The following is a 22,485-nucleotide window of genomic DNA, read 5'->3' as shown; positions in this document are numbered from 1 at the left end:
TCCTAAATGATTAAGGTGTTTTTTGTTGACGAGGTAATTAAAACAAGAAAAATAGGCTTTGAAACGACACAAAAAAGGCAAAGTAATGAGCAAATGTGGCAACAATGTGGCAATTACAACAATTGCGCGCATTTATAAAAAAACTCTTATATAGTGCCTTAAAATAAGTTAACCAATAGAGTCGTATAGAGTGTTAAAACGAATTGCCATAGTCGAAGATGAAGCCGCTATAAGAGAAAACTATGCGGATGTGCTGCGCGTTCAAGGTTATCAAGTGCAGACCTTTGCTAATAGAGAAAACGCCTGTAAGGCCTTTGCAATAAGTTTGCCTCACCTTGTGATATTGGATATTGGCTTAGAACAAGAATATGACGGCGGTTTTACCCTATGCCAATGGCTTAGGAATATATCAACGACCTTGCCTATTATTTTTTTAACTGCGCGTGATAATGATGTTGATACGGTGTCAGGATTGCGTATTGGCGCTGACGATTATTTAACTAAAGATATTAGCCTGCCACATTTATCAGCGCGCATTGCAGCCCTCTTTCGTCGCCAAGAAGCACTAAAACAGCCAACTGCTGAAAGTAGTTTACTCACATTAGGGCCGCTAACTATCGACAATCAACGAATGAGCATTGTTTGGCAACAACAAAGTGTTGATTTAACGATCACCGAATTTTGGATGGTCTTTGCCTTAGCTAAAAACCCCGGACATGTTAAGAACCGTCAACAACTGATGAAAGACTCCAACATCTATGTCGATGACAGTACCATTACTTCCCATGTAAAACGCATTCGTAAAAAATTTAACCAAATAGATAAAGACTTTAACTGCATAGAAACAGTTTATGGCATGGGCTATCGTTGGAACAAAGATGAAAAATAAGCTCAATTTTCGTTTCGGCTTACGAACTAAGCTTCTACTCCTGTCTAGTTTTCTCTTTGCCATTCCCTGGTTTGGTTATCAATACGTATGGGAAATGGAAAAGTATTTACGCTTTGGTCAAGAACAAACAATCATAGGAACAGCAAGAGCCCTCGCGACTTCGTTGCATGAACGCCCTAACCTTTTTAATAACCAAGCCAGTTTTTTACCCGATGTTGAAAAAGGTAAAGACCTTTACGGTTATCAGTTATCCCAAGCGATAAATCTCGACGGTTTACCCAACGACTGGCCAAACTTTCAAGAAAAATCACACTATTACGGGGTAAACAACCAGCTTGGTCGGCAATTAAGCGTTGATAAGCTCACTAATCATTTCAGTGCCGCTGTTGGAAAATATGATAAATACTTATACTTTTTTATTCAGGTGATCGACGATACGGTTATTTATCGTGATGAAAATGCTCGAGCCATCAACAAAAATGATCATCTGGAATTATCATTCAACGATATTAATGGCAATTTCCAACGTTTTATCGTCAGCAATAAAAATCAGGGGTGGCTTGCTGCCTATCGCATTAATGACCTTGAAAGTAATGAACGGCTTCAATTTCCAAGACCCGTTAGCTTCATTCAGGGCCAATGGCGCGATACCGAGCAAGGTTATAATATTGAACTTCGCATCCCTTTAACTAAAATCAGTGACCGCTTAGCCTTTGCCATTCATGATGTCGATACGCCATTGAGTGCAGCCACAACAATAATAGGCAGTGCAGATCCAAGTAGCGCAACAACCTTAGGTACCATTTTGGTGCCGTCACCTGAAATTGAACGCATAGTAAAGGGCATGAGTTACACACAGTCACGTATTTGGGTGGTTGATCAACATCATCGCGTACTAGCAAAAAGTGGCGACATAAAAAAAGCCAGTGGCTTATGGCAAAAAAACATCAATAACTCTGATAACGATGGCTATTGGTATGCTTGGACACAAAAATACTTACAACCGTTATTTCAACATTTGCTCAACAAACCTCAAGATGATTTTATTGACCGTCTTTACGACACGCAAAACCTAACGGGTGAACATATTGAAGCCGCACTTGCGGGTATGCCAAAATCTCAATGGCGATTAACCACAGATAAAAAAGCGGTAATCATATCAGCTGCATACCCTATTTATATCAGTGATAAGGTCAACGGTGCGGTCATTGTTGAAGAAACAACCAATGGCATTCTCAGTGTACGAAATAAAGCCTTAGAGAAATTGTTTACGTCAATTTTATCGATTATGTTATTGGGTGCTTTCGCTTTTTTCTTTTTTGCGTCACGTATTTCAAATCGCATTCGCCAACTGCGTAATCAGGCAGAAATTGCTATTGATGAACACGGTCGAATCAATAACGAGATAGCCGAGAGTATGCAAGTATCAACAGCCAATGATGAAATTGGCGACCTCTCTCGCAGTTTTTCTACGGCAGTAAATCGTTTAAGCCAGTACAATCATTATTTAGAAAATATGTCGTCACGACTCTCACATGAACTCCGCACCCCGATAGCGATTGTTAGAACATCCTTAGAAAATTTGTCTTTACAAGCCTTGCCTGAGAAAAGTTCCGCTTACATTGACCGTGCCCAAAGTGGTATTAATCGCTTAAACAATATATTAACCAATATGAGTGAAGCGACTCGTCTTGAACAAATGCTCAATCAAACTGACAAGGTCAGTTTTAATCTCTTTGATGTGCTTAATGGTTGTGTACAAGGATATCAGCAGATATACCCTAACTTTACTATTGAGTATTTGGCCTCAGATAAAAAAGTAATGTTGGCGGGATCGCCTGAGCATATAGCGCAATTATTAGATAAGGTTGTCACTAATGCCGTAGAGTTTAGTGAAGATAGTAAACTTTTCATAACTACAGCGTTGAAAAATAAAGACATCACCATTCACGTTAGCAATAACGGCACGTTATTACCCGACACGATGGAAGAGCGACTTTTTGATTCTATGGTTTCAATGCGTGAAACACCGCAAATGAAAGAAGATAAGACCCCTCATTTGGGATTAGGCTTATATATTGCCCGTTTGATTTGTGAATTTCATCAGGGGCATATCGTGGCAAGTAATCATCATAATCCGCAAGGTGTCACGGTGTCGATTACTTTGCCATTGCAGGTAAAGTAATTATTTACTCTATACCTAAATATTTATGTACTTGAACGGATAAACGCCAATTATTTTCAATACAGCTTTTTATTGCTAACGCTGTTGCCCGTTCTTTTTGGCTAATCGGTTGCAAATAAACTTGGGTGTTAACAATATTATGTTCGGCTAATAACGCTTTTAAGTCGTCTATATGCTGCTCAGTCGCCACTGGATGTTTAATTTCATTGGCACGTAACATCGCTGAGTTTAATATTTTGTAGCCACCCTTCATGTTTACTTTGGGTGAAACAGTCACCCAGCACTTATCCGTCACCTGTATTTCAAAAGTACCCGATGTTTCTAATTGACAACTAAAACCATTGGTTTCAAGTACTTGGCACAGAGGGAGTAAATCAACCATCGCTGGCTCACCGCCTGTGATAACAATGTGTTTGGCTTGATAACCTTCTGCCGTTATCATCGCTAAAATATCTTTAACCGTAAGCGCTGACCACGTTTGAGATTCAGCTTCTTTTGTTAACATAGCATTCGGTGTTACTTCATCTTCAAGGTTTATTGCCCAAGTATGCTTAGTATCACACCACGAGCAAGCAACGGGGCAACCTTGTAAACGGATAAAAATTGAAGGTTGACCGGTAAAAGCGCCCTCTCCTTGAATAGTTTCAAATAATTCATTAATTTTGTATTTTACGGTCATCGGGGTTTTTGCCTGTTTATTGCTGGTGTAAATTGAAGTAAAATGCGCGATATTAATTATACCCTAAGAGACTTTAGAAATGACAAACAAAGTTGTTGTTATTTATTCTGGTGGCATGGACTCATTCACTGTTCTTAATCGCGCCTTGCATGATGGCAAAGAAGTGTTCGCATTAACCTTTGATTACGGACAGCGTCATGTCAAAGAAATTGAATTTGCCAGTACGGTTTGTCAATCACTTGATGTAAACCATAAAATTATCGATATATCATCTATTAATCAATTACTTGCTGGTTCTTCATTAACCGACAATATTGATATTCCTGAAGGTCATTACGAAGCTGAAAGTATGAAATCAACGGTTGTACCTAACCGTAACATGATTTTGTTATCACTTGCGGTCGGTTATGCCGTTTCAGTGGGGGCTAGCCAAGTTTATTACGGCGCACATTCAGGAGACCATGCAATATATCCTGATTGTCGTCCCGAATTTGTAATGAAAATGAATGAGGTGTGTAAAATAGCTAACTACGAGTCAGTAGAAATATTTAGCCCTTATTTAACGGTTACTAAAAGTGATATTTTAACCGATGGATTAAAAATGGGCTTAAGCTATGATAATACTTGGACGTGTTATAACGGCCGTGAAAAAGCCTGTGGAAAATGTGGTGCCTGCCAAGAGCGTTTAGAAGCTTTCAGTGATAATAATGTTACCGATCCGTTAAGTTACGAATCGTGATAAATAAAAGATAAAACACGACAAGGTGTTTTATCTTTTTTCTTTACTGACCAAAGAAATAATACGCTTAAAGCTTATGAAAATAAGGCATTGTGTAGCTTTTCAACGGTTTCATTTGCTTGTTTCTCGTCGACTAAGAAACATAAGTTATGTTCACTGGCGCCATGACAAATCATCCGCACGTTTATCCCTGAGATAGTTTCAAAAATACTGGTACCAACGCCATTACTGCGATGCATTTTATTTCCTATAACCGCTATTAACGATAAACCGTGCTCTACGGTCACTTCACAAAGCTGTTCTAATTCTTCAACAACGGTTGAATTTAAAAGCGCTTGCGTCGACCCCGTTGGATTATCAAAGGTTAGCGCAATACTGATTTCACTGGTGGTAATTAAATCAACACTCAGTTCATGTTTGGCTAAAATACCAAAGACTTGTGCAAGAAAACCACTAGCATGTAGCATAGCAGGACTCTTTACCGTTACTAATGTTTGCTCTCTACGTAAGGCTATTGAGCGGTATATTGGGCTCGATTCAACAAACTGTTGAATGCGTGTACCCCCCTTCTCTGGTTCCTTACTTGAACCAACAAAAACCGGAATATTCTTTCTCATCGCAGGAATGAGTGTTGCCGGATGAAGAATTTTTGCGCCAAAGGTCGCCATTTCAGCCGCTTCGCCAAAACTGATTTCTTTAATAGCACGGGCATGCTCGGTAATACGTGGGTCTGTGGTAAAAATACCGACAACATCAGTCCAAATAGAAAGATTATCGGCATGTAACGCTTCGGCTAAAAGTGCCGCACTGTAATCAGATCCACCACGGCCTAGGGTTGTCGTATGACCGTCCTCGTATTGACCAATGAAACCTTGGGTAACGATAACTTTATCAACCAGCAAAGGCATAAGAAATTGCTGTGCGTTATTAGCGAGCATCTCAAGGTTAACAACGGCTTTACCGTATAATGCGTTGGTTTTCATAACTTGGCGAACATCAAACATTTCGCCATTAACACCAACAGATTTAAGGACTTGTGCAAAGATACATGAACTCATTTGTTCACCAAATGACAAAATTGCATCGGCTATGCGTGGGCAATAATTAAGTGATTGCGCGTTAGAGAACTCGCTTAACTCATTTAGCAGTTGATCAATTTGAAAGTTTAGCTGTGTTTCTTCAGCTAAATGTTGGGTAATATTAAATTGGATAGCGCGAATACTGCTAATGATTGTTAATTGTTCATGCTGAGATACATCTTTTTGACTTAAACGAACCAGTAAATTAGTAACGCCTGAACTTGCAGATACGACAACAACTTTGTTACTTGCATCGTTTTTAATGATCTGAGCGCATCGTAACATCGCTTGATGATCAGCTAGACTTGTGCCGCCAAATTTTGCAACAGTAAAAGGTAATAATGACATCTAAGGTCTCCCTAATTAAGCCCCCAGTAATAATTATAGGGTAACTTTATAAACTTCAAGGAAGAGCATGGCTGAATTAAGAAGTGTTCTTGGTAAGATAAACTAAACTTTTCAGCCAGAAGCTCTCCACCATAATCTAATTAGCACTTAACATACTAACTAGAGGTGACAATCCTAGGGATTCAGCCCTAGTAACCGAATAAATAACGCCACTCGCTAATTACTCTCGGCAATAGTCTCCCTCAATAACAGTCAAAAGAATGGTGGTTCTTCGTGTTATCTACCTAGCTACTGCTCCTCTTCTGGTTGATTATTAAAAACATACAATTTGAGTATTTATTCTAATAACCGACATGTGGATTAAATCCTATCTGTAATAATAAATCAACAGGCTAAGTCGATCTTTTTTAGAAATAATAGCTTAATAGTATTACCCATAGTTCAACTAAAGCATGGCTAGGCTTTTATATAAAAATTAACGGTTGCTGCAGCGCATTAATTTTATACCACCGACATCCGTTGAAAAACCAAGATTTTTATAAAAGCTCTCCAGTTCAGGTAAGCAATATAATTCAAAATGTTTTACTTTGATTAATTTATCATGGTTTTTAACCAGGCTCATCAATTGCTGACCGATACCATTACCGCGATGAGAGGCGCTTACAATCACATCAAAGATTATTGCTTTATAGATAAAGTCGCTTAGAATTCGCGTAAAACCAATGAGCTCATTGTCTACATCGAGAATACCAATACAAATTTGAGAACCACGAATACAATTTTGAGTGTCTTCGAGTGAGCGTTCTTTACCCCACCATACACTTTTATAAAGCTGGTGAACTTGCTTTATATGGTCGTCAGAAAATCTATAAATTATGGTCATCTTTAATTTTTAAACTCAATATTCACTGACCTATTAACAGACAGTAATTAGCCAGCAACATTATTTAATAAGGGTAACACCCGCAACTTCTACCACTGTTTTTGCATCAGCACGTTCAATAACTTTTAATAGTGTTGTTTGAATAGTTTCATCTTTTCTCGCATCACCTTTACTGGTAAATTTTTGCTCTTGTGGAGCATCACCTTCAGCGGCAATAAAACCAACCACAACTTCAGTAGCACAATCAGCTGACTGACCAAAATAAGCTAATGAAATTTGTGGGTAGCCTTGAAATCCTTTCTTAACTCTTTTATCAATACGTTTAGTCGATTTGTCTAAGTTCATAATAATTATCCAAAAAATAACGCGATATTCGCGCGAATAAAACAATAGTTATCTAAAGTCATAAGTGATTTATCAATATAAGCTAACCCACTACAACACATGCTGAACCCATAAGATGAATATCAATACTACATGAGGAAATGCAACAGTAGGCCTAATTGATTGACAGGCATATTCTTTAATTAAGGTAAGACCTGATAAGCTAACTTTATGATATTCAGAGTTAAATTGACATACATTTTCACTACTGTCGGCTGAAATATATTTTTCCAGCTGTAAAAGCCGTGTCTCAATACGTGATTGAAATGTCTTCCAAACAGCATCTTGAAGCCATAAAACGACTAAGATTAAAAAGATAGGAATCGTGATTACATTCGATATAATGGCTATTAGTAAAACGATAACGGCAATAAGTTTTATATAAAGCGAATGTTTCTCATAGCTGTCAAACTGATTTTGGAGTAAGGACCATTCTGAGCTGAATTTATTTTTTTCCATTTTTCCCTCTTATAATGAGAATAAATTTTTGCAACACGTAGCACGATACAATAAGTTTTTAATTAAAATGTAAATAATAAAAACTAAAATCGATTTGTATACGTATAACTAACAGTAACCAACTCAATGGTAAATAAAATGTTTGGAATATTTAAAAAAGACCCGATAAAAAGATTAAATAAACTCTATGAAGCTAAGCTTGAACAAGCGATGTTTTCGCAAAGAAATGGAGATATAAAGTCATATTCGATGATCACTGCTGAAGCAGAAAAAATAGCCGTGCAGATTAAAGATTTAGAAAATTCACAAAAGAACTAACGCGCTAATAGCGAACACCCCGCCACTTCATTTAAGGTGATGGCGGGATTTTATTGTTTTCCCTTTTAAACCCGGTATTTATCTGCTTGCGGTCTTCAGTACACTCAATTGATTAATAATTCGTAATGATCAGCCTTTTTGGTAAAGCCAACCCGTCTCAAGTAAAGTTCATGAGCATCATCTGATGGCTCGACGATTAAATGTTTAATACCTTCTTGTCTTAGTTGATTTTCTTCAGCAGAGAACATAAATTTGGCTGCTTTAAAATCTCGGTCTTCGGGAATGATATAGTCGAGTAGCACTTCAACCTTACCGTCCTCATCTAACTCCCGATAAGCAAATAATCCTACGGGTTTCATGTTCCTAAACAATAACAATACCACGGCATCATCAAGTTGCTGCCACTGAAAGTTTTTACATAAGCCAATGATATCTTTACCGTAACGTTCCTTTAACAAGTTGAAAAAAGATGATTCCACTGATTTTAATTTAATTAAATCAAATTGATCTTTTTCTTGATAAATACGGATTAAATAGTATACATCAACCAAAGCTATCCAACCGTTTAAAATAAAAACAGGGTAGGCATCAATAAAGTACCCGTAAACACTAAAGGCAGCAGCACCAAATAAATTTATCCAACGCAATCGTTTGATATTAGACATCATTAACGATAAGGCAATTAGCACACTTGCAACATAACCAAAGGCTTCTAACAGGGACATGACAATACTCTTTTAGTAAAACAACGGGCATAGTATAATAATCTGACCAATTGGTCAGAAAAACACGATTAGATCTTGACACATGAGTCAGGAAAACACAATATATGGCTATTAAATGTATTAAACAGCTAGTTATGGCTCAACTATAATACTAAATAAAAGCAATACATAGCTATGCTATTAGCAACCAATTAACAAATTAAAAAGCATGGACGTTTACATAATTGTTACCTAATGCTTTTCAACTCAATTATTATCTAAAGGGATCACTATGCACTTACCTCAAAATATCATTCGTCAAAAACGTAATAAACAAGCTTTAACTGTAGATGAAATTCAATGCTTTGTTGACGGTCTTAAAACAGGTGATTTCACCGATGCACAAGTTGGCTCTATGGCTATGGCTATTTGGCTTAATGGCATGACAACCGATGAAGTTGTTAATCTAACCATGGCTATGCGTGACTCGGGTACGGTTGTTGATTGGCATAATAAATTAAACAAACCCATTGTAGATAAACATTCAACGGGTGGTGTTGGTGATAAAGTAAGCTTAATGCTAGCACCAATAGTCGCGGCATGTGGGGCTAATGTGCCAATGATTGCAGGACAAGGTTTAGGTCATACTGGTGGTACGGTTGATAAATTAGAGGCCATCCCTGGTTTTAATGTTCGCCCTAGCCTTGCAGAGTTCCAAGCAACAGTTAAAGAGCAAGGCACAGCAATTATTTCACAAACCAAAGATTTAGCACCAGCCGACAAACGTCTTTATTCAATTCGTGACGTAACGAGCACAGTAGAATCCATCCCATTGATCACCGCTTCTATTTTATCAAAAAAATTAGCAGCTGGCCTCGAGTCTTTAGTCATGGATGTAAAAGTAGGCAATGGCGCGATGATGGCCGATATTGAATCAGCTCAAGCATTAGCTCATTCAATTGTCTCAGTCGCCAATGGCGCAGGAACACCGACACAAGCATTAATCACTGATATGAATCAACCGCTGGGAACCACAGTGGGTAATGCGCTTGAAATACAAGAAACTATAGATTATTTGACCGGAAAATATCGTGAACCAAGGTTGCATGAAGTCACGATAGCCCTTGCTGCTCGAATGTTATTAACCAGTAAAATAGCCCGTGATATTGAACAAGCAACAACGTTGGCCGAAGAGGCATTAACATCAGGTAAAGCCGCTGAAATATTTGGCAAAATGATCACCGCGATGGGTGGCCCAGCTGATTTATTAACTCACAGTGAAAGTTTACTGCCTAAAGCTAATATGACTAAAAACATCGTCGCCTCAAAAGCTGGTTACATTGGCATTATGGATACTCGTGCTATAGGTATGGCATTAGTAGAAATGGGTGGTGGTCGTGTCGACCATAATCAAAGCTTAGATTACAGTGTCGGCTTTAGTGATATTAAGCCAAAAGGCACGAAAGTCGCTGAAGGTGACATCATTGCTATTGTTCATGCCAAAGATGACGCTCAAGCAACTCAAGCGATTAAACAATACTTAAGTGCGGTTGAAATTTCAGTAGCGCCAGTTATTGTTGAACCTGTGATACATCAACTCATTACCTAATTATTGATACTCAACTGAGATGAATCCATTATTAAGGCGACTGTAAAGTCGCCTTAACTTTTTATCCCCTTCTTTAAATAAATTTATAAAATGAGAACAATTATGTCGAGAGCAATTATTTTGGTCATTGACGGTTTTGGCTTAGGTCATGCCCCTGATGCAGAAGCTTTTGGTGATGTTAACGCCAACACCTTTGCAAATTTAGCTGAAAAATTTCAAGAAATTAAAGGACGCCCTTTAAAGCTTCCTCATTTAAGTAAACTGGGCTTAGTTAAGGCTTGTCAACAAGCGTCAGGTCGCACGCTTTGTGTTGAACCCGTTAAGCCAACGAAAGGGGCTTATGGTTACGCTGCTGAAATAAGTACTGGTAAGGATACCCCTAGTGGTCACTGGGAAATGGCAGGAGTGCCGGTTTTATTTGATTGGACTTACTTTACTGATAAGAAAAATAGCTTCTCAGCAGAACTGATGGCACAAATAAACCAAGCCACAGGTTATGCTGATATGTTAGGAAATTGCCATGCCTCTGGTACCGATATTATCGCTAATTTAGGCGAACAACATATAAAAACAGGTTTACCTATTTGTTACACCTCAGGCGACAGTGTTTTCCAAGTTGCCGCCCATGAACAACACTTTGGCTTAGATAATCTTTATAAATATTGTCAACAAGTGCGGGTAATACTCGATCCGTTAAATATAGGACGTGTGATCGCTCGCCCTTTTATTGGTGAGATTCCTGCCGATTTTGAGCGAACAGGTAATCGCAGAGATTATTCAGTATTACCTCCAGCGACCACCGTATTAGAAAAATTAACGCAAGCCGATGGTACGGTGATAAGTGTCGGTAAAATTGCCGATATTTTTGCGCATCAGGGTATTAGTATCAAAACCAAAGCAACCGGACTACCTGCGTTATTAGATGCAACGCTCGCACATATGAAAACCGCAGCAGATAAGAGTATTATTTTTACCAATCTAGTTAATTTTGATCAAGACTTTGGTCATCGACGTGACCCTGTCGGGTTTGGCGAAGCGTTAGAATATTTCGATGAGCGTTTAGCGGAGTTTTTAGATCAAATGGCTGATGATGACTTACTGCTATTAACCGCTGATCACGGTTGTGATCCTACTTGGCCAGGCAATGATCATACGCGTGAATTCGTGCCAGTTATCGCTTATCACAATCATATCCATTCGATAAACTTAGGCCAACGCAATAGTTTTGCCGATTTGGGACAAACTTTAGCCAGTTTATTTACCTTAGACGCAATGGATTATGGTCAGTCTTTTTTAGACGAACTAAAGTTTTAATCATTGAAGCCTTAACTCAAGGACCCTAGTTGGTCCCTTGATAAACGTATTTACTAACAATAAATTGGCTTTTCAATTTGCCAACAGATTTAACAACACTGCCTGATATCAACAGATTAAATAAAAAAACCGAGTAAACTATTATTGATACATAGTCTTACTCGGTTATTAATCATTGATTTTTATTGAGTATTTAAAGAAGGCCTAATGTTACATCAATGATTTATTAGCATCTCGGTATTGCGCAAGGAGTAATTCTGTCGAACTGTCTGAAAGTTCAGTATTATTAGGCTGTCCAATGCGAGATAATATATCATCACCTAATATTTTCCCAAGCTCGACCCCCCATTGGTCGAAGGAATTTAAGTTCCAAATAACCCCTTGAACAAAGACTTTATGCTCATATAAAGCAATTAGCGTCCCAAGTTGGTATGGTGTTAATCGGTCAAAGGTCAAGGTATTCGATGGTCGATTCCCTGGCATTTCTTTATGTTTGGCAATCACTTTGGCTAATGCTTCTTCCATACCTGAAGCGACAAGTTCATCATAGGCTTGTTGATGTGTTTTACCTTGCATTAGCGTTTTACTTTGTGCAAAACAATTGGCAACGAGCATATCTTGGTGACCGTTCATATTATGTTCAGCAACTAATGGCTGAATAAAATCAACCGGTACTACTGACGTACCTTGATGTAATAACTGATGAAAAGCATGTTGACCATTCGTGCCTTCTGCGCCCCAAATAACCGGACCGGTAGTACTGCTGACAATTTCATTATTAAGCTGGCAGCTTTTACCGTTAGACTCCATGTCCATCTGTTGTACATACGCAGGAAAACCACGTAAATAATGACTGTATGGTAATAAAGCATGAGTTTGACAACCAAAAAAGTTATGGTTCCACACCCCTAACATCCCCATGAGTACCGGTAAGTTTTGCTCAAGCGGTGCCTCTTTAAAATGCTTATCAAGATCGGCAGCACCTTTTAGTAATTCAGTAAATCCTTGATTACCTATTGCCATCGCAATAGGCATGCCAATAGCTGACCATAATGAATATCGTCCCCCAACCCAATCCCACATCGGAAAAACATTGTCACCATTAATACCAAATTCGACCGCTTTAGTTACATTGGATGATATGGCAATAAAGTGTCGGTTTAGCTGCTCAAACGTAACACCATAGTCATAAAACCATTGGCGAGTAGACTCGGCATTCGTCAGAGTTTCCTGAGTATTAAAAGACTTTGATGCGATCAACACCAAGGTTGTTTCAGGGTTTAAATGAGTTAAAACATCATGTAGATGATTTCCATCTATATTGGCCACAAAATGCTGTTTAGGCCCACCTTCAACATAAGGTTTTAATGCAGTAGTCACTATTTTAGGCCCTAAGAAAGAGCCACCAATACCTAGATTTAAGACATCAGTAATAGATTTACCACTATAACCTAACCATCTCTTGTCACGCACTTGGTTAACGACTGCTTCTACCTTAAGGCGCACCGCTTTGATTTGAGGTATAATATCAACACCGTCAACAAGTACAGGTGTACTGTCTTGTTGTCGCAAAGCTGTGTGTAATACCGATCTGTTCTCAGTATTATTAATCGGCGCACCAGCGAACATCGCCTCTCTTTTTTCAGCTAATTGCGCTGATTCGGCTAACTCGATTAACAAAGCGCGCGTTTTCTCAGTAATACGATTTTTTGAATAATCTAAATTTAAGCGACAAGCACTAACCGATAAATTTTCTGCTCGTAGTGGATCACTGGCAAACAAGTCACGCAAATGGCTACTTTTTATCTCAAGCAAGTGTTGTTGAAGTTCTCGCCACTTATCGTTAAAAGTATCCATTAACATGAGTGTTGTCCTAAAGTGTCGTTAAAAGTATCCATTAGCATGAAGGGTTTCCTAAAGTTATCTTAAAATAATTGGCTTAGTTGTACTTCGAGCTTGCACTGGTCAATGGCAAAGTTACGAATACCTTCTGCTAGTTTTTCTGTTGCCATCGCATCTTGATTCATTTCCCAGCGAAACTCAGCTTCAGTTAATGCTACGGGTTTATCTTGAACACGAGTTGCAGGCATTAATTGCTGCGTTATACCTTGATAATTATCTGATAATTCACTCATTAATGGTGGACTGATCGTTAATCTGTCACAGCCAGCAAGGGCGATAACTTCATCGATATTACGAAAACTTGCGCCCATCACCACAGTATTGTAGTCATGCTGTTTGTAATAATTAAAAATTTCTGTAACAGAAATCACCCCAGGATCTTCATTGGCTAAATAGCTATCACGACCAGTATCTTTTTTGTGCCAATCAAGAATTCGACCAACAAAGGGTGAAATTAAATACACTTGTGCTTCAGCACAAGCTTTTGCTTGAGCAAAACTAAATAACAAGGTTAAATTACATTGAATCCCCTCTTGCTCAAGTTGTTTAGCCGCTTGAATACCTTCCCAAGTTGACGCCATTTTTATCAAAATACGTTCTTTACCAACACCGGCTTCTTGATACATAGCGATAAGTTGACGAGCCTTAACAATACTTGCTTCTTTATCAAAAGATAAACGTGCATCAACTTCAGTAGAAATACGACCGGGTACAATCGCTAAAATTTCTAAGCCAATTAATACTGATAATTTATCAGCCGCAAGACTGACTTCAATGGCCTTGTCTTTAGTCTGACTTTTTGCCCAATTAACAGCTTCTGTCAGTAAGTTTTGATAAGCAGGTATAGCAGCAGCTTTTAATAATAATGAAGGATTAGTCGTCGCATCCATTGGTGAAAATTTTGCTATGGCTTCAATATCCCCCGTATCAGCAACGACAGTTGTCATGGTTTTTAATTGTTCTAGTTGAGATAGTTGTGCTTGCATAATAATTCCTGTTAAAAAGTTTCTGTTTATTCGTTTGTTTATTCGTTTAAATTAATGAGGTAAATTAGATAAAAATTCCCGCAATAGTTGCGCTCATCAGGTTAGCCATAGCCCCAGCGAGAACCGCTTTCATGCCAAGCTTAGCAATATCGGGGCGACGAGAAGGTGCCATGTTACCCATGCCGCCCAATAAAATAGCCACGGAAGATAAGTTAGCAAAACCACAAAGTGCAAAGGTGATAATGGCTTGGGTTCTGGCACTTAATTGATCAGCAACAGTAATAAAATCTAGATAGGCGACGAATTCATTGATGATAATTTTTTGACCAAGGAAACTCCCAGCCATGTTTGCTTCATGCCAAGGGATCCCAATAAGATAAGCGACCGGTTGAAAAATATAACCTAAAATCAGTTGTAAGCTTAGGTTTTGTAGGCCGAACCATTCTCCAAAGCCACCTAGCAAACCGTTTACCATCGCCAGTAGAGCAACAAATGCTAATAACATAGCACCAACATTTAGCGCGAGCATCATGCCATTAGATGCTCCGGTGGCGGCTGCATCAATAACATTAACGGCCTCTTTAACATCGCTTTTCATATCGTCTAAATTGTCGTTCGGCTGTTCAGTTTCAGGCACTAACATTTTTGCCATAAGCAAGCCGCCAGGGGCAGCCATAAAGCTAGCAGCGATGAGGTATTTTAAATCAATACCAATACCAGCGTAACCGGCGACTACCGAGCCTGCTACCGATGCTAAGCCACCCACCATTACCGCAAAAAGTTCAGAGCGGGTCATCTTAGGCAAAAAAGGTTTTATCACTAAAGGCGCTTCGGTTTGACCAACAAAAATATTTGCGGTCGCTGACATAGATTCAGCTTGACTGGTTTTAAGAAGTTTTTGCAAACCACCACCAATAAACTTAATTACCAACTCCATTACACCAATATAATAAAGCACGGCAATCAACGCCGAGAAAAAGACGATGACGGGTAAGACATGGAAAGCGAACATAAAGCCTAAGCTTTTTTCACCTATTTGTTCGCCAAATATAAAGCTAATACCGTCATTGGCATAGCCAATAACATTAGATACACCGCTAGCAACACTCAACAAGATATCTTTACCTGCGGGGATATATAACACAAAAGCACCCAGAGATATTTGTAACACTAGTGCACCAATAATCGTTCGCCAATTAATGTTCTTTCTATCTGACGAGGCGAAATAGGCAATAGCTAAAAGGACAAAAATCCCCAAAATGCTGCGTAGTATATTCGTATCCATGTTATTCCCTGTTATTTTGATTTTATTATTATTTTGATGACAATGGAGACTAAGACCAAATACAGCATTTTATTTATTTTGAGTATTGATATTAAAAACCTGACTATATAGTCAGGTTTTTAATCTAAACTAAGATTCTACTTAGGTCAATAGGATATTATCGAATAACCACCAATTACTCGGATACTACAACAGCAATAATTATCGATAATATTAATGATGATCCCACTAGCAATTTAGTTGATAAATTGAATCTATAGACAGGTCATAACAACGAGGTTAAAATTTTAATGTATTGCTGTTATTTACCAAAAAAAATTAATTTTTATAGTGCTATTGACGGCAATTAAGATAACTTAAATCACTATATCAACTACTTATGATTGTTAGTAAGACTGCTGCACTATCTGCGATAAGTCATACCTAGTTGGTCAAAGTTAGATTGCTAAAGGCTTTAGCACAGCCAACTCCAACAAATAAACACAGTAATATTAGCGTTTATGTTATGACACTTCTCAACCCCTCTTCATTGCTGTCTGTCTTAAGACTCGCTTTTCATGGTCAGATAAGAAAGCCATTTTTAACGCGTTATCTTGTAATGTACGACACTGCGCTTGACTAAGCCCCGCTTCAAGTGCCGCATGCTGATATTCATATTTTATGTCACACCCCTGCACAGCAGGATCGTCACTGTTGAGGCAAACAAGTAAACCTCTATCAAGAAATGTTTTAACGGGATGCTGACTGATATTTTTGACTGTCCCTGTTTGATAATTTGACGTTAAACATGATTCAATGGCGATATTATGCTGATACATATAATCCATTAATTTTTCATCACCCACAGCGTGAGTACCATGGCCAATGCGGGTTGCATGTAATTCATTGATAGCCTGATAGATACTCGATGCTCCATCCGCTTCACCGGCATGAATAGTCACCTGTAAGCCGGCTTTATTAACCAAAGCAAAGTGTTCAACAAAGAGTTGGCCTGGCTTGCCTAACTCATCTCCAGCCAAATCGACCGCGACAAGTTCATTTTTGTGTGCAAGTAAGGCATGTAACTCCTCAAAACAGGCATTAACACCAAAGGTACGACTTAAAATACCAATAAGGTTAATTTGGACAGGAAAATCTTTTTGCGCTAACTTTACGCCGTCGACCACTGCAGCAACCACGTCGGTGACATTGAGCTTATGTTCCATAGCCATATAATAAGGAGAGAATCTTAATTCAGCATAATCAAGCCCTTGCAAAAAAGCGTCTTCAACGTTTTCATAAGCGATACGTTTACATGCCTCTAAATTAGCTAACACGCTAACGCCATAATCAAGTTTTTGTAAAAAAGAGACTAAGTTACTTTCTTTACCTTGAATTTGTACATGCTGTAATAAATCAGTCAAATTATCTGCGGGTAATTCGATACCATGCTGTTGTCCTAATGCCAGAATTGTTTTTGCTCTTATATTGCCGTCTAAATGGCGGTGTAAATCAATAAAGGGAATATCTCTAAACATTCTACTATTCCTTAACATTTTATCTGTTTATACTCATGGACAAAGAAAACTTGACCATATGGTTAATTTATTTTACATTCTAAACATAACCTGACACAAGTGACAAGTTATGTTTGATTAATGACTTATTCACCTACTAATATAAGTACATGAAATTGTGATAAATATATGAAATTTAAAATACAATTACTGACTAAAATTAAACATAAAAAGACCTATAAACCGCTGAAAATTAATTTTATTCAGCTAGCTTTACCGCTTTTATTAGCTGTTTTTGTCACTCAAGCATCCGTTATTCAACCTGCAATAGACCAACAACCTCACATTAGAGTAGCAACATTTAATGTCAGCATGGACGCAACTAATTACCTACCTAACAATAAAATAGGGTCAGGTGTTGAACTTATCGCTGCTCTTAAAGACGATCGTCAACAAATTAAGAATATTGCTGAAATTATTCAACGTAACCGCCCTGATATTATTCTCCTTAATGAATTTGACTATATTGCCGACCCAAAACAAGGCGTTGAAATATTTTTAAAGCAATATTTAGGTAAATCACAACAGGGAATCGCCGCCATTGATTACCCTTATTATTATTTTGCACCGGTAAATACTGGTGTAAGCACACCTTTTGATTTGGACAATAACGGTAAAAAAACTAATAACCTTGGCGACGCTCAAGGTTATGGCCACTTCCCAGGTCATTTTGGTATGTTGGTGCTATCTAAATATCCAATTGTTGAGGATAATATTAGAACTTTCCAACATTTCCTTTGGAAAGATATGCCCAATGCCATAGTGCCAATCAATCCAAGTACGAAAGAACACTGGTATAACGAACAAGAATGGCAAATGCTGCGTTTATCGTCTAAATCGCACTGGGATATTCCGATTAATGTCCAAGGTAAACTTGTTCATATACTAGCAAGCCACCCTACACCACCGGTGTTCGACGGTGAAGAAGACCGTAATGGTGCTAGAAACCATGACGAAATACGCTTTTGGCAAGATTATATTACCCCCAACAAAGGCAATTATATTTACGATGACCAAGGTGGTAAAGGTGGCTTAACATTAGATAGCCGCTTTGTTATTTTGGGTGATCAAAACGCCTCTAAAGATGAAGGTGCTGCCCGTAAAGAAGGTATTAGTAACCTTTTAGCTAGTCCTTATATTAACAATGATATGACACCTGCTAGTGTCGCTGGGATAAAAAACAGTAACAGCCCTTTTGCTGCTAATCATACCGCTGGTTGGGGTATGCAAGCAGACTATGTTTTACCTTCTCGCCTTGGTATTAACCTACAAAATAATGGTGTTTTTTGGCCAAAGAAAGACAGCCCACTCTATCGCTTAATTGAAACCCGCTCCGCTTCATCTGATCATCGTTTGGTTTGGGCTGATTTAACTTTAACAGCCAAAGATAAGCAGGCTAAAAATATTATCATGGTTATTGGCGATGGAATGGGACCCGCTTATACCACGGGTTATCGTTATTATATGGATAATATAAATACGCCACGGGTAGAAACAACTATTTTTGATGAACTGCTAACAGGCATGGCCAGTACTTATCCGGTTAATAGCCAAGGTTACGTTACCGATTCTGCCGCAGCCGCTACTGCATTATCTACCGGTTATAAAACCTATAATGGTGCGATTGGCGTTGATGTAAATAAAAAACCATTATTAACGCTAATGGAGCGAGCAAAACAATTAGGCAAGAAAACGGGCTTAGTGGTTACCTCCCAAATCAACCATGCAACTCCTGCTGCTTATTTTTCTCACAATGAAAGTCGCAAAAATTATAATGAAATCGCTGACAGTTACTTTGACGAAAAAATTAACGGTCACTTTAAGGCTGATTTAATGCTCGGCGGTGGTAGCAAATATTTTATTCGCCCAGACAGAGACTTAGTCAGCGAATTCAAGCAGGCAGGTTTTCAATATATTGATGACTTATCAAAACTTACTTCGCTTAATAAACAACAATCGGTATTGGGTTTATTTGCTGAAGTCGGACTACCTTGGACACTTGACAATAAAAATGAAAACCATCTACTGGCAATGGCTAAAGCTGGTGTACGACATTTAGAAAATAATCAAGGTTATGTACTACTTGTTGAAGCAAGTCAAATAGACTGGGCGGGTCATAGTAATGATATTGCTGCTGCTATGGCTGAAATGCAAGATTTAGCCGAAACACTTACTTGGTTGAATAACTATGTAGAAAATCGTCATGACACCTTATTAGTTGCCACGGCAGATCATAGTACTGGTGGCTTAACCCTTGGTGCTAATGGCGATTATCGTTGGCAGCCTGAATTTTTAAAAAACCTATCCGTATCACCTAAAAGTATTGCAACAAAATTAGCGCATCAAAACACAGCTATTTCTGCTCAGCAATTAACAGACGCACTCGGCTTTATTATTACCGACCAAGAAGCTAATTTGTTTATTGGGTGCAGCGATGAAAAATCTATCTATGAGCAAATTAAATTATTAATTGATGCAAGAACTAATACCGGTTGGACTTCTAGTGGCCATACCGGTATTGACGTACAAGTCTTTGCCACCGGGAATGGTGCTAAAGCCTTAAACCGTCATCAAACTAATACCGACATAGCTAAGCAGCTATTTTTGGTGCTTGAAGGCAATTAACTAAGATTCACTAATGGTCATTAATGACTGAATAATACTAACGAAGAGACTCAATACCATTGAGCAAACAACCTAAAGGAAAATTATGAAAATACAAATGTTAACAGCGGTACTCGGCCTTAGCGTGCTTTCTAGTCATGCTAATGTTGTGATCACTGAATATATTGAAGGTGGAGGTAGTAATAAAGCCATTGAGATTTCTAATCTTGGCAGCGAAAATGTCGACTTAGCCGCGGAAGGTTATAAACTCGACCTTTATTCTAACGGTAAAACAGAAACAACTAACGGTATATCATTGCAAGGCGTATTAGTGCCAGGCTCGAGCATTGTTGTTTATAACAAGGATGCCACTGCCGAATTTAAATTTGATGCTCCTCAAGGCCTTGAAGATTCAAGTGCCACTTACTTTAATGGTGATGATGCCCTATTACTTTCAAACGCTAATGGCGTTGTTGACAGTTTTGGACAATTAGGAACAGACCCAGGCAGTAACTGGGGTGAAGGTGATTTTTCTACTAAAGATCATACTTTACGCCGCTTAACATCAGTCACTGAAGGTGATACTACCTCTGACGATGCTTTTGACCCCGCGACACAATGGGCAACCTTTCCAAAAGACACCTCAGACGGTTTAGGATGTTCTGGTATAGCAGCCTGTGATGGCAATCAACCCTTACCGACTGAAGGCGGCGCATCCACTGGCCAAGGCATTGTTATTATCACTGAGTATGTTGAAGGCGGTGGCAGTAATAAAGCCATTGAAATATCTAACTTAGGTACTGCAGATGTAGATTTAGCGGTAGATGGTTATAAACTAGAGCTTTATGCAAATGGCAAGACAGATTCACCAAATGAGCTATTATTGCAAGGTTTACTTGTACCTGGCTCTAGTATTGTTGTTTATAATCAGGCGGCAACTGAGCTATTTAAATTTGATGCTCCTCAAGGTATTGAAGACACAAGCGTAACTTACTTTAATGGTGATGATGCTATTTTACTTATTAACAATACCGGTATTGTTGATAGCTTTGGCCAATTTGGTGTTGACCCAGGTAGCAATTGGGGTACCGGTGATTTTTCAACAAAAGATCATACCTTACGTCGCCTAAACTCGGTTACCGAAGGTGATGCCACTGCTGATGATGCTTTTGACCCAGCAACACAATGGGCTACTTTTGCTAAAGATACTGCTGATGGTTTAGGCTGTAGTGGCGAAGTAACTTGTGATGGTTCACAAGCTTTACCTACTGCTGGAACGCCTACTGGTGATGGATCAACACCTGCTACAGGAATTTGTACAAACTGCCCTGATTTAGCAAAAATAGCTGACCGAACGACTTATGTCGAAGCCACTTATTATAGCCAAGCAAACGCTGCAGAAACCGCCGATTTACGTGCAGCAATCACAGCGGACATCAGTGTTAATCATAAACAGCTAACCTACTCAGAAGTATGGACCGCGCTAACCAGTACCGATGAAGATGCTACAAATGCTGATAACATAATTTTACTCTATTCTGGACGTTCAATTGCCAAAGCAGATAACGGTAGTGGTTCTGCTTCAAGTAACCAGGATTTTTGGAATCGAGAGCATACATGGGCTAAATCACATGGTTTTCCAGAGACTAACCAATTAGGTTATACCGATATTCATCATTTGCGCCCTACTGATATATCGATGAATAGTGACCGTGGTAATCGTGATTTTGATATTGGTGGTACCGCTAATACTGAAGCGCCTGAAAACAGAAGCACAGCAGATACTTGGGAACCAAGAGATGACGTTAAAGGTGATGTTGCCCGTATGATGTTTTATATGGATGTACGTTACGATGCAGGTACAGAAAGTACCATGCCTGATTTAATCTTAGTTGATACTGTTGGTACAGCAACGAGCAAATTGAGTGATGGTACTGGCAAACTAGGTAAATTGTGTACCTTGTTTGACTGGCATTCACAAGACCCCATAGATACCTTTGAAATAAACCGTAACCACACTATCTATGAGTTTCAAGGCAACCGTAATCCTTTTATCGATCACCCTGAATGGGTCGATAGTCTTTATGCTTCAGCTTGTGGTGCTGCTAGTGATGGTGGTGATGCTAATGCAGCACCAACCGTTTCAGCTGGTGATGAACAATCAGTTGCTTCAGCTGCTAACGTAACACTAACCGCAACGGCTGTAGATAGTGATGGCAGTATTGCTAGCTATGTTTGGACACAAACTAGCGGTAAAGTTGCTGATATTGCTGTTTATGACACAGCTACCATTACTTTTGTTGCACCGAAAGTTGGTAAAGATGAAAGCCTAATATTTAACGTGACTGTTACTGATGATCAAGGTAAAACAAGTTCAGCCGCTGTTACTATTAATGTCGCCGCTGAAGTAATAACAAAGGAAGACACCAGTGGTGGTACTTTTTACTTTTTACTTACAGGACTTGCTCTATTATCGTTAAGAAGACTTAATAAGTAGGTTACAACTCACCTTCTTGTTAGCAGAATGAGTTGCATTAATGATAAATTAATGCAACTCGCATC

At 38.7% G+C, this 22,485-nt stretch carries 18 protein-coding genes, 1 pseudogene and 1 riboswitch; of the genes and pseudogenes, 9 read left to right on the top strand and 10 right to left on the bottom strand.

Annotated features, from left to right (window positions below; translation table 11 throughout):
- Positions 1–190: 190 nt before the first annotated feature.
- Together pdsR and pdsS are read left to right on the top strand one after the other, a co-directional pair.
- A complete protein-coding gene (gene pdsR / locus H4J69_RS09350; protein ID WP_182217405.1) occupies positions 191–889 on the top strand; it encodes a proteobacterial dedicated sortase system response regulator in 699 nt (232 codons plus the stop codon).
- Positions 879–3,074 carry a proteobacterial dedicated sortase system histidine kinase gene (gene pdsS / locus H4J69_RS09345; protein ID WP_182251955.1) on the top strand — a complete coding sequence of 732 codons (2,196 nt, stop codon included), beginning with the start codon at positions 879–881 and terminating at the stop codon, positions 3,072–3,074. The genes pdsR and pdsS overlap by 11 nt, the downstream gene beginning before the upstream one ends.
- Before the next feature lie 4 nt (positions 3,075–3,078).
- On the opposite strand, the gene queE is transcribed toward pdsS, so the two are convergent.
- Positions 3,079–3,753 carry a 7-carboxy-7-deazaguanine synthase QueE gene (queE, locus tag H4J69_RS09340; protein ID WP_182217401.1) on the bottom strand — a complete coding sequence of 225 codons (675 nt, stop codon included), beginning with the start codon at positions 3,751–3,753 and terminating at the stop codon, positions 3,079–3,081.
- A gap of 79 nt (positions 3,754–3,832) precedes the next feature.
- On the opposite strand from queE, the gene queC reads away from it, so the two are divergent.
- Entirely contained in the window at positions 3,833–4,492 is a 660-nt protein-coding gene (queC, locus tag H4J69_RS09335; protein ID WP_070376829.1) for a 7-cyano-7-deazaguanine synthase QueC, read from the top strand.
- A gap of 74 nt (positions 4,493–4,566) precedes the next feature.
- Here queC and lysC read toward each other — a convergent pair whose 3' ends face one another.
- From lysC to H4J69_RS09315, 4 genes are all read right to left on the bottom strand, one after another.
- Complete coding sequence (gene lysC / locus H4J69_RS09330) at positions 4,567–5,919, bottom strand: lysine-sensitive aspartokinase 3 (protein ID WP_182251954.1); 1,353 nt, start codon at positions 5,917–5,919, stop codon at positions 4,567–4,569.
- Positions 5,920–6,030: 111 nt separating this feature from the next.
- A riboswitch (Lysine riboswitch) is annotated at positions 6,031–6,229 on the bottom strand.
- Between the two features lie 165 nt (positions 6,230–6,394).
- Positions 6,395–6,802: a GNAT family N-acetyltransferase gene (locus H4J69_RS09325; protein ID WP_182217399.1), complete on the bottom strand. Its 408-nt coding sequence runs from the start codon at positions 6,800–6,802 to the stop codon at positions 6,395–6,397.
- Between the two features lie 60 nt (positions 6,803–6,862).
- The gene (locus H4J69_RS09320) at positions 6,863–7,147 is read right to left on the bottom strand and encodes a hypothetical protein (RefSeq protein WP_070376826.1); all 285 of its coding nucleotides are present in this window, start codon (positions 7,145–7,147) and stop codon (positions 6,863–6,865) included.
- 90 nt (positions 7,148–7,237) lie between these two features.
- Positions 7,238–7,645, bottom strand: coding sequence for a hypothetical protein (locus H4J69_RS09315; RefSeq protein WP_182217398.1), 408 nt, complete (start codon positions 7,643–7,645; stop codon positions 7,238–7,240).
- Positions 7,646–7,783: 138 nt separating this feature from the next.
- Here H4J69_RS09315 and H4J69_RS09310 point away from each other — a divergent pair, with 138 nt between their 5' ends.
- Positions 7,784–7,963 (top strand): DUF6435 family protein, encoded by a 180-nt coding sequence (locus tag H4J69_RS09310; protein ID WP_182217396.1) that lies wholly within the window; start codon positions 7,784–7,786, stop codon positions 7,961–7,963.
- A 104-nt stretch (positions 7,964–8,067) separates the two neighbouring features.
- Here the strand turns inward: H4J69_RS09310 and H4J69_RS09305 are convergent, their stop codons facing one another.
- Positions 8,068–8,688 (bottom strand): hypothetical protein, encoded by a 621-nt coding sequence (locus tag H4J69_RS09305; RefSeq protein WP_182217394.1) that lies wholly within the window; start codon positions 8,686–8,688, stop codon positions 8,068–8,070.
- A gap of 271 nt (positions 8,689–8,959) precedes the next feature.
- Here H4J69_RS09305 and deoA point away from each other — a divergent pair, with 271 nt between their 5' ends.
- Entirely contained in the window at positions 8,960–10,276 is a 1,317-nt protein-coding gene (gene deoA, locus H4J69_RS09300; protein WP_182217392.1) for a thymidine phosphorylase, read from the top strand.
- A gap of 102 nt (positions 10,277–10,378) precedes the next feature.
- Positions 10,379–11,590 (top strand): phosphopentomutase, encoded by a 1,212-nt coding sequence (locus H4J69_RS09295; RefSeq protein WP_182217390.1) that lies wholly within the window; start codon positions 10,379–10,381, stop codon positions 11,588–11,590.
- Positions 11,591–11,800: 210 nt separating this feature from the next.
- Here the strand turns inward: H4J69_RS09295 and pgi are convergent, their stop codons facing one another.
- From pgi to add, 4 genes are all read right to left on the bottom strand, one after another.
- On the bottom strand, positions 11,801–13,453 hold the full coding sequence (gene pgi / locus H4J69_RS09290; RefSeq protein ID WP_182217389.1) for a glucose-6-phosphate isomerase: 1,653 nt from the start codon (positions 13,451–13,453) through the stop codon (positions 11,801–11,803).
- Between the two features lie 62 nt (positions 13,454–13,515).
- Positions 13,516–14,478 carry a transaldolase gene (tal, locus tag H4J69_RS09285; RefSeq protein ID WP_070376819.1) on the bottom strand — a complete coding sequence of 321 codons (963 nt, stop codon included), beginning with the start codon at positions 14,476–14,478 and terminating at the stop codon, positions 13,516–13,518.
- Between the two features lie 64 nt (positions 14,479–14,542).
- Positions 14,543–15,763: a NupC/NupG family nucleoside CNT transporter gene (locus H4J69_RS09280; protein WP_070376818.1), complete on the bottom strand. Its 1,221-nt coding sequence runs from the start codon at positions 15,761–15,763 to the stop codon at positions 14,543–14,545.
- A 515-nt stretch (positions 15,764–16,278) separates the two neighbouring features.
- Positions 16,279–17,280 (bottom strand): adenosine deaminase, encoded by a 1,002-nt coding sequence (add, locus tag H4J69_RS09275; protein WP_182217387.1) that lies wholly within the window; start codon positions 17,278–17,280, stop codon positions 16,279–16,281.
- Between the two features lie 225 nt (positions 17,281–17,505).
- Between add and H4J69_RS20120 the strand changes: the two are divergent.
- The 3 genes and pseudogenes from H4J69_RS20120 to H4J69_RS09265 all read left to right on the top strand — a co-directional run.
- A pseudogene (locus H4J69_RS20120) lies at positions 17,506–18,693 on the top strand (endonuclease/exonuclease/phosphatase family protein); the annotation flags it as partial.
- Positions 18,673–19,944 carry an alkaline phosphatase gene (locus H4J69_RS20115; RefSeq protein WP_259364731.1) on the top strand — a complete coding sequence of 424 codons (1,272 nt, stop codon included), beginning with the start codon at positions 18,673–18,675 and terminating at the stop codon, positions 19,942–19,944. The pseudogene H4J69_RS20120 and the gene H4J69_RS20115, both read left to right, overlap by 21 nt.
- An 85-nt stretch (positions 19,945–20,029) precedes the next feature.
- A complete protein-coding gene (locus tag H4J69_RS09265) occupies positions 20,030–22,420 on the top strand; it encodes an endonuclease (protein WP_182251953.1) in 2,391 nt (796 codons plus the stop codon).
- The last annotated feature ends 65 nt before the right edge of the window (positions 22,421–22,485 follow it).

Origin of the sequence: Colwellia sp. BRX10-9 (genome assembly GCF_014077405.1) — a bacterium.
Classification (GTDB): Bacteria; Pseudomonadota; Gammaproteobacteria; order Enterobacterales; family Alteromonadaceae; genus Colwellia_A.
The sequence above is the reverse complement of the archived record's forward strand: the minus strand, read 5'-3'. Positions and strand labels throughout refer to the sequence as shown.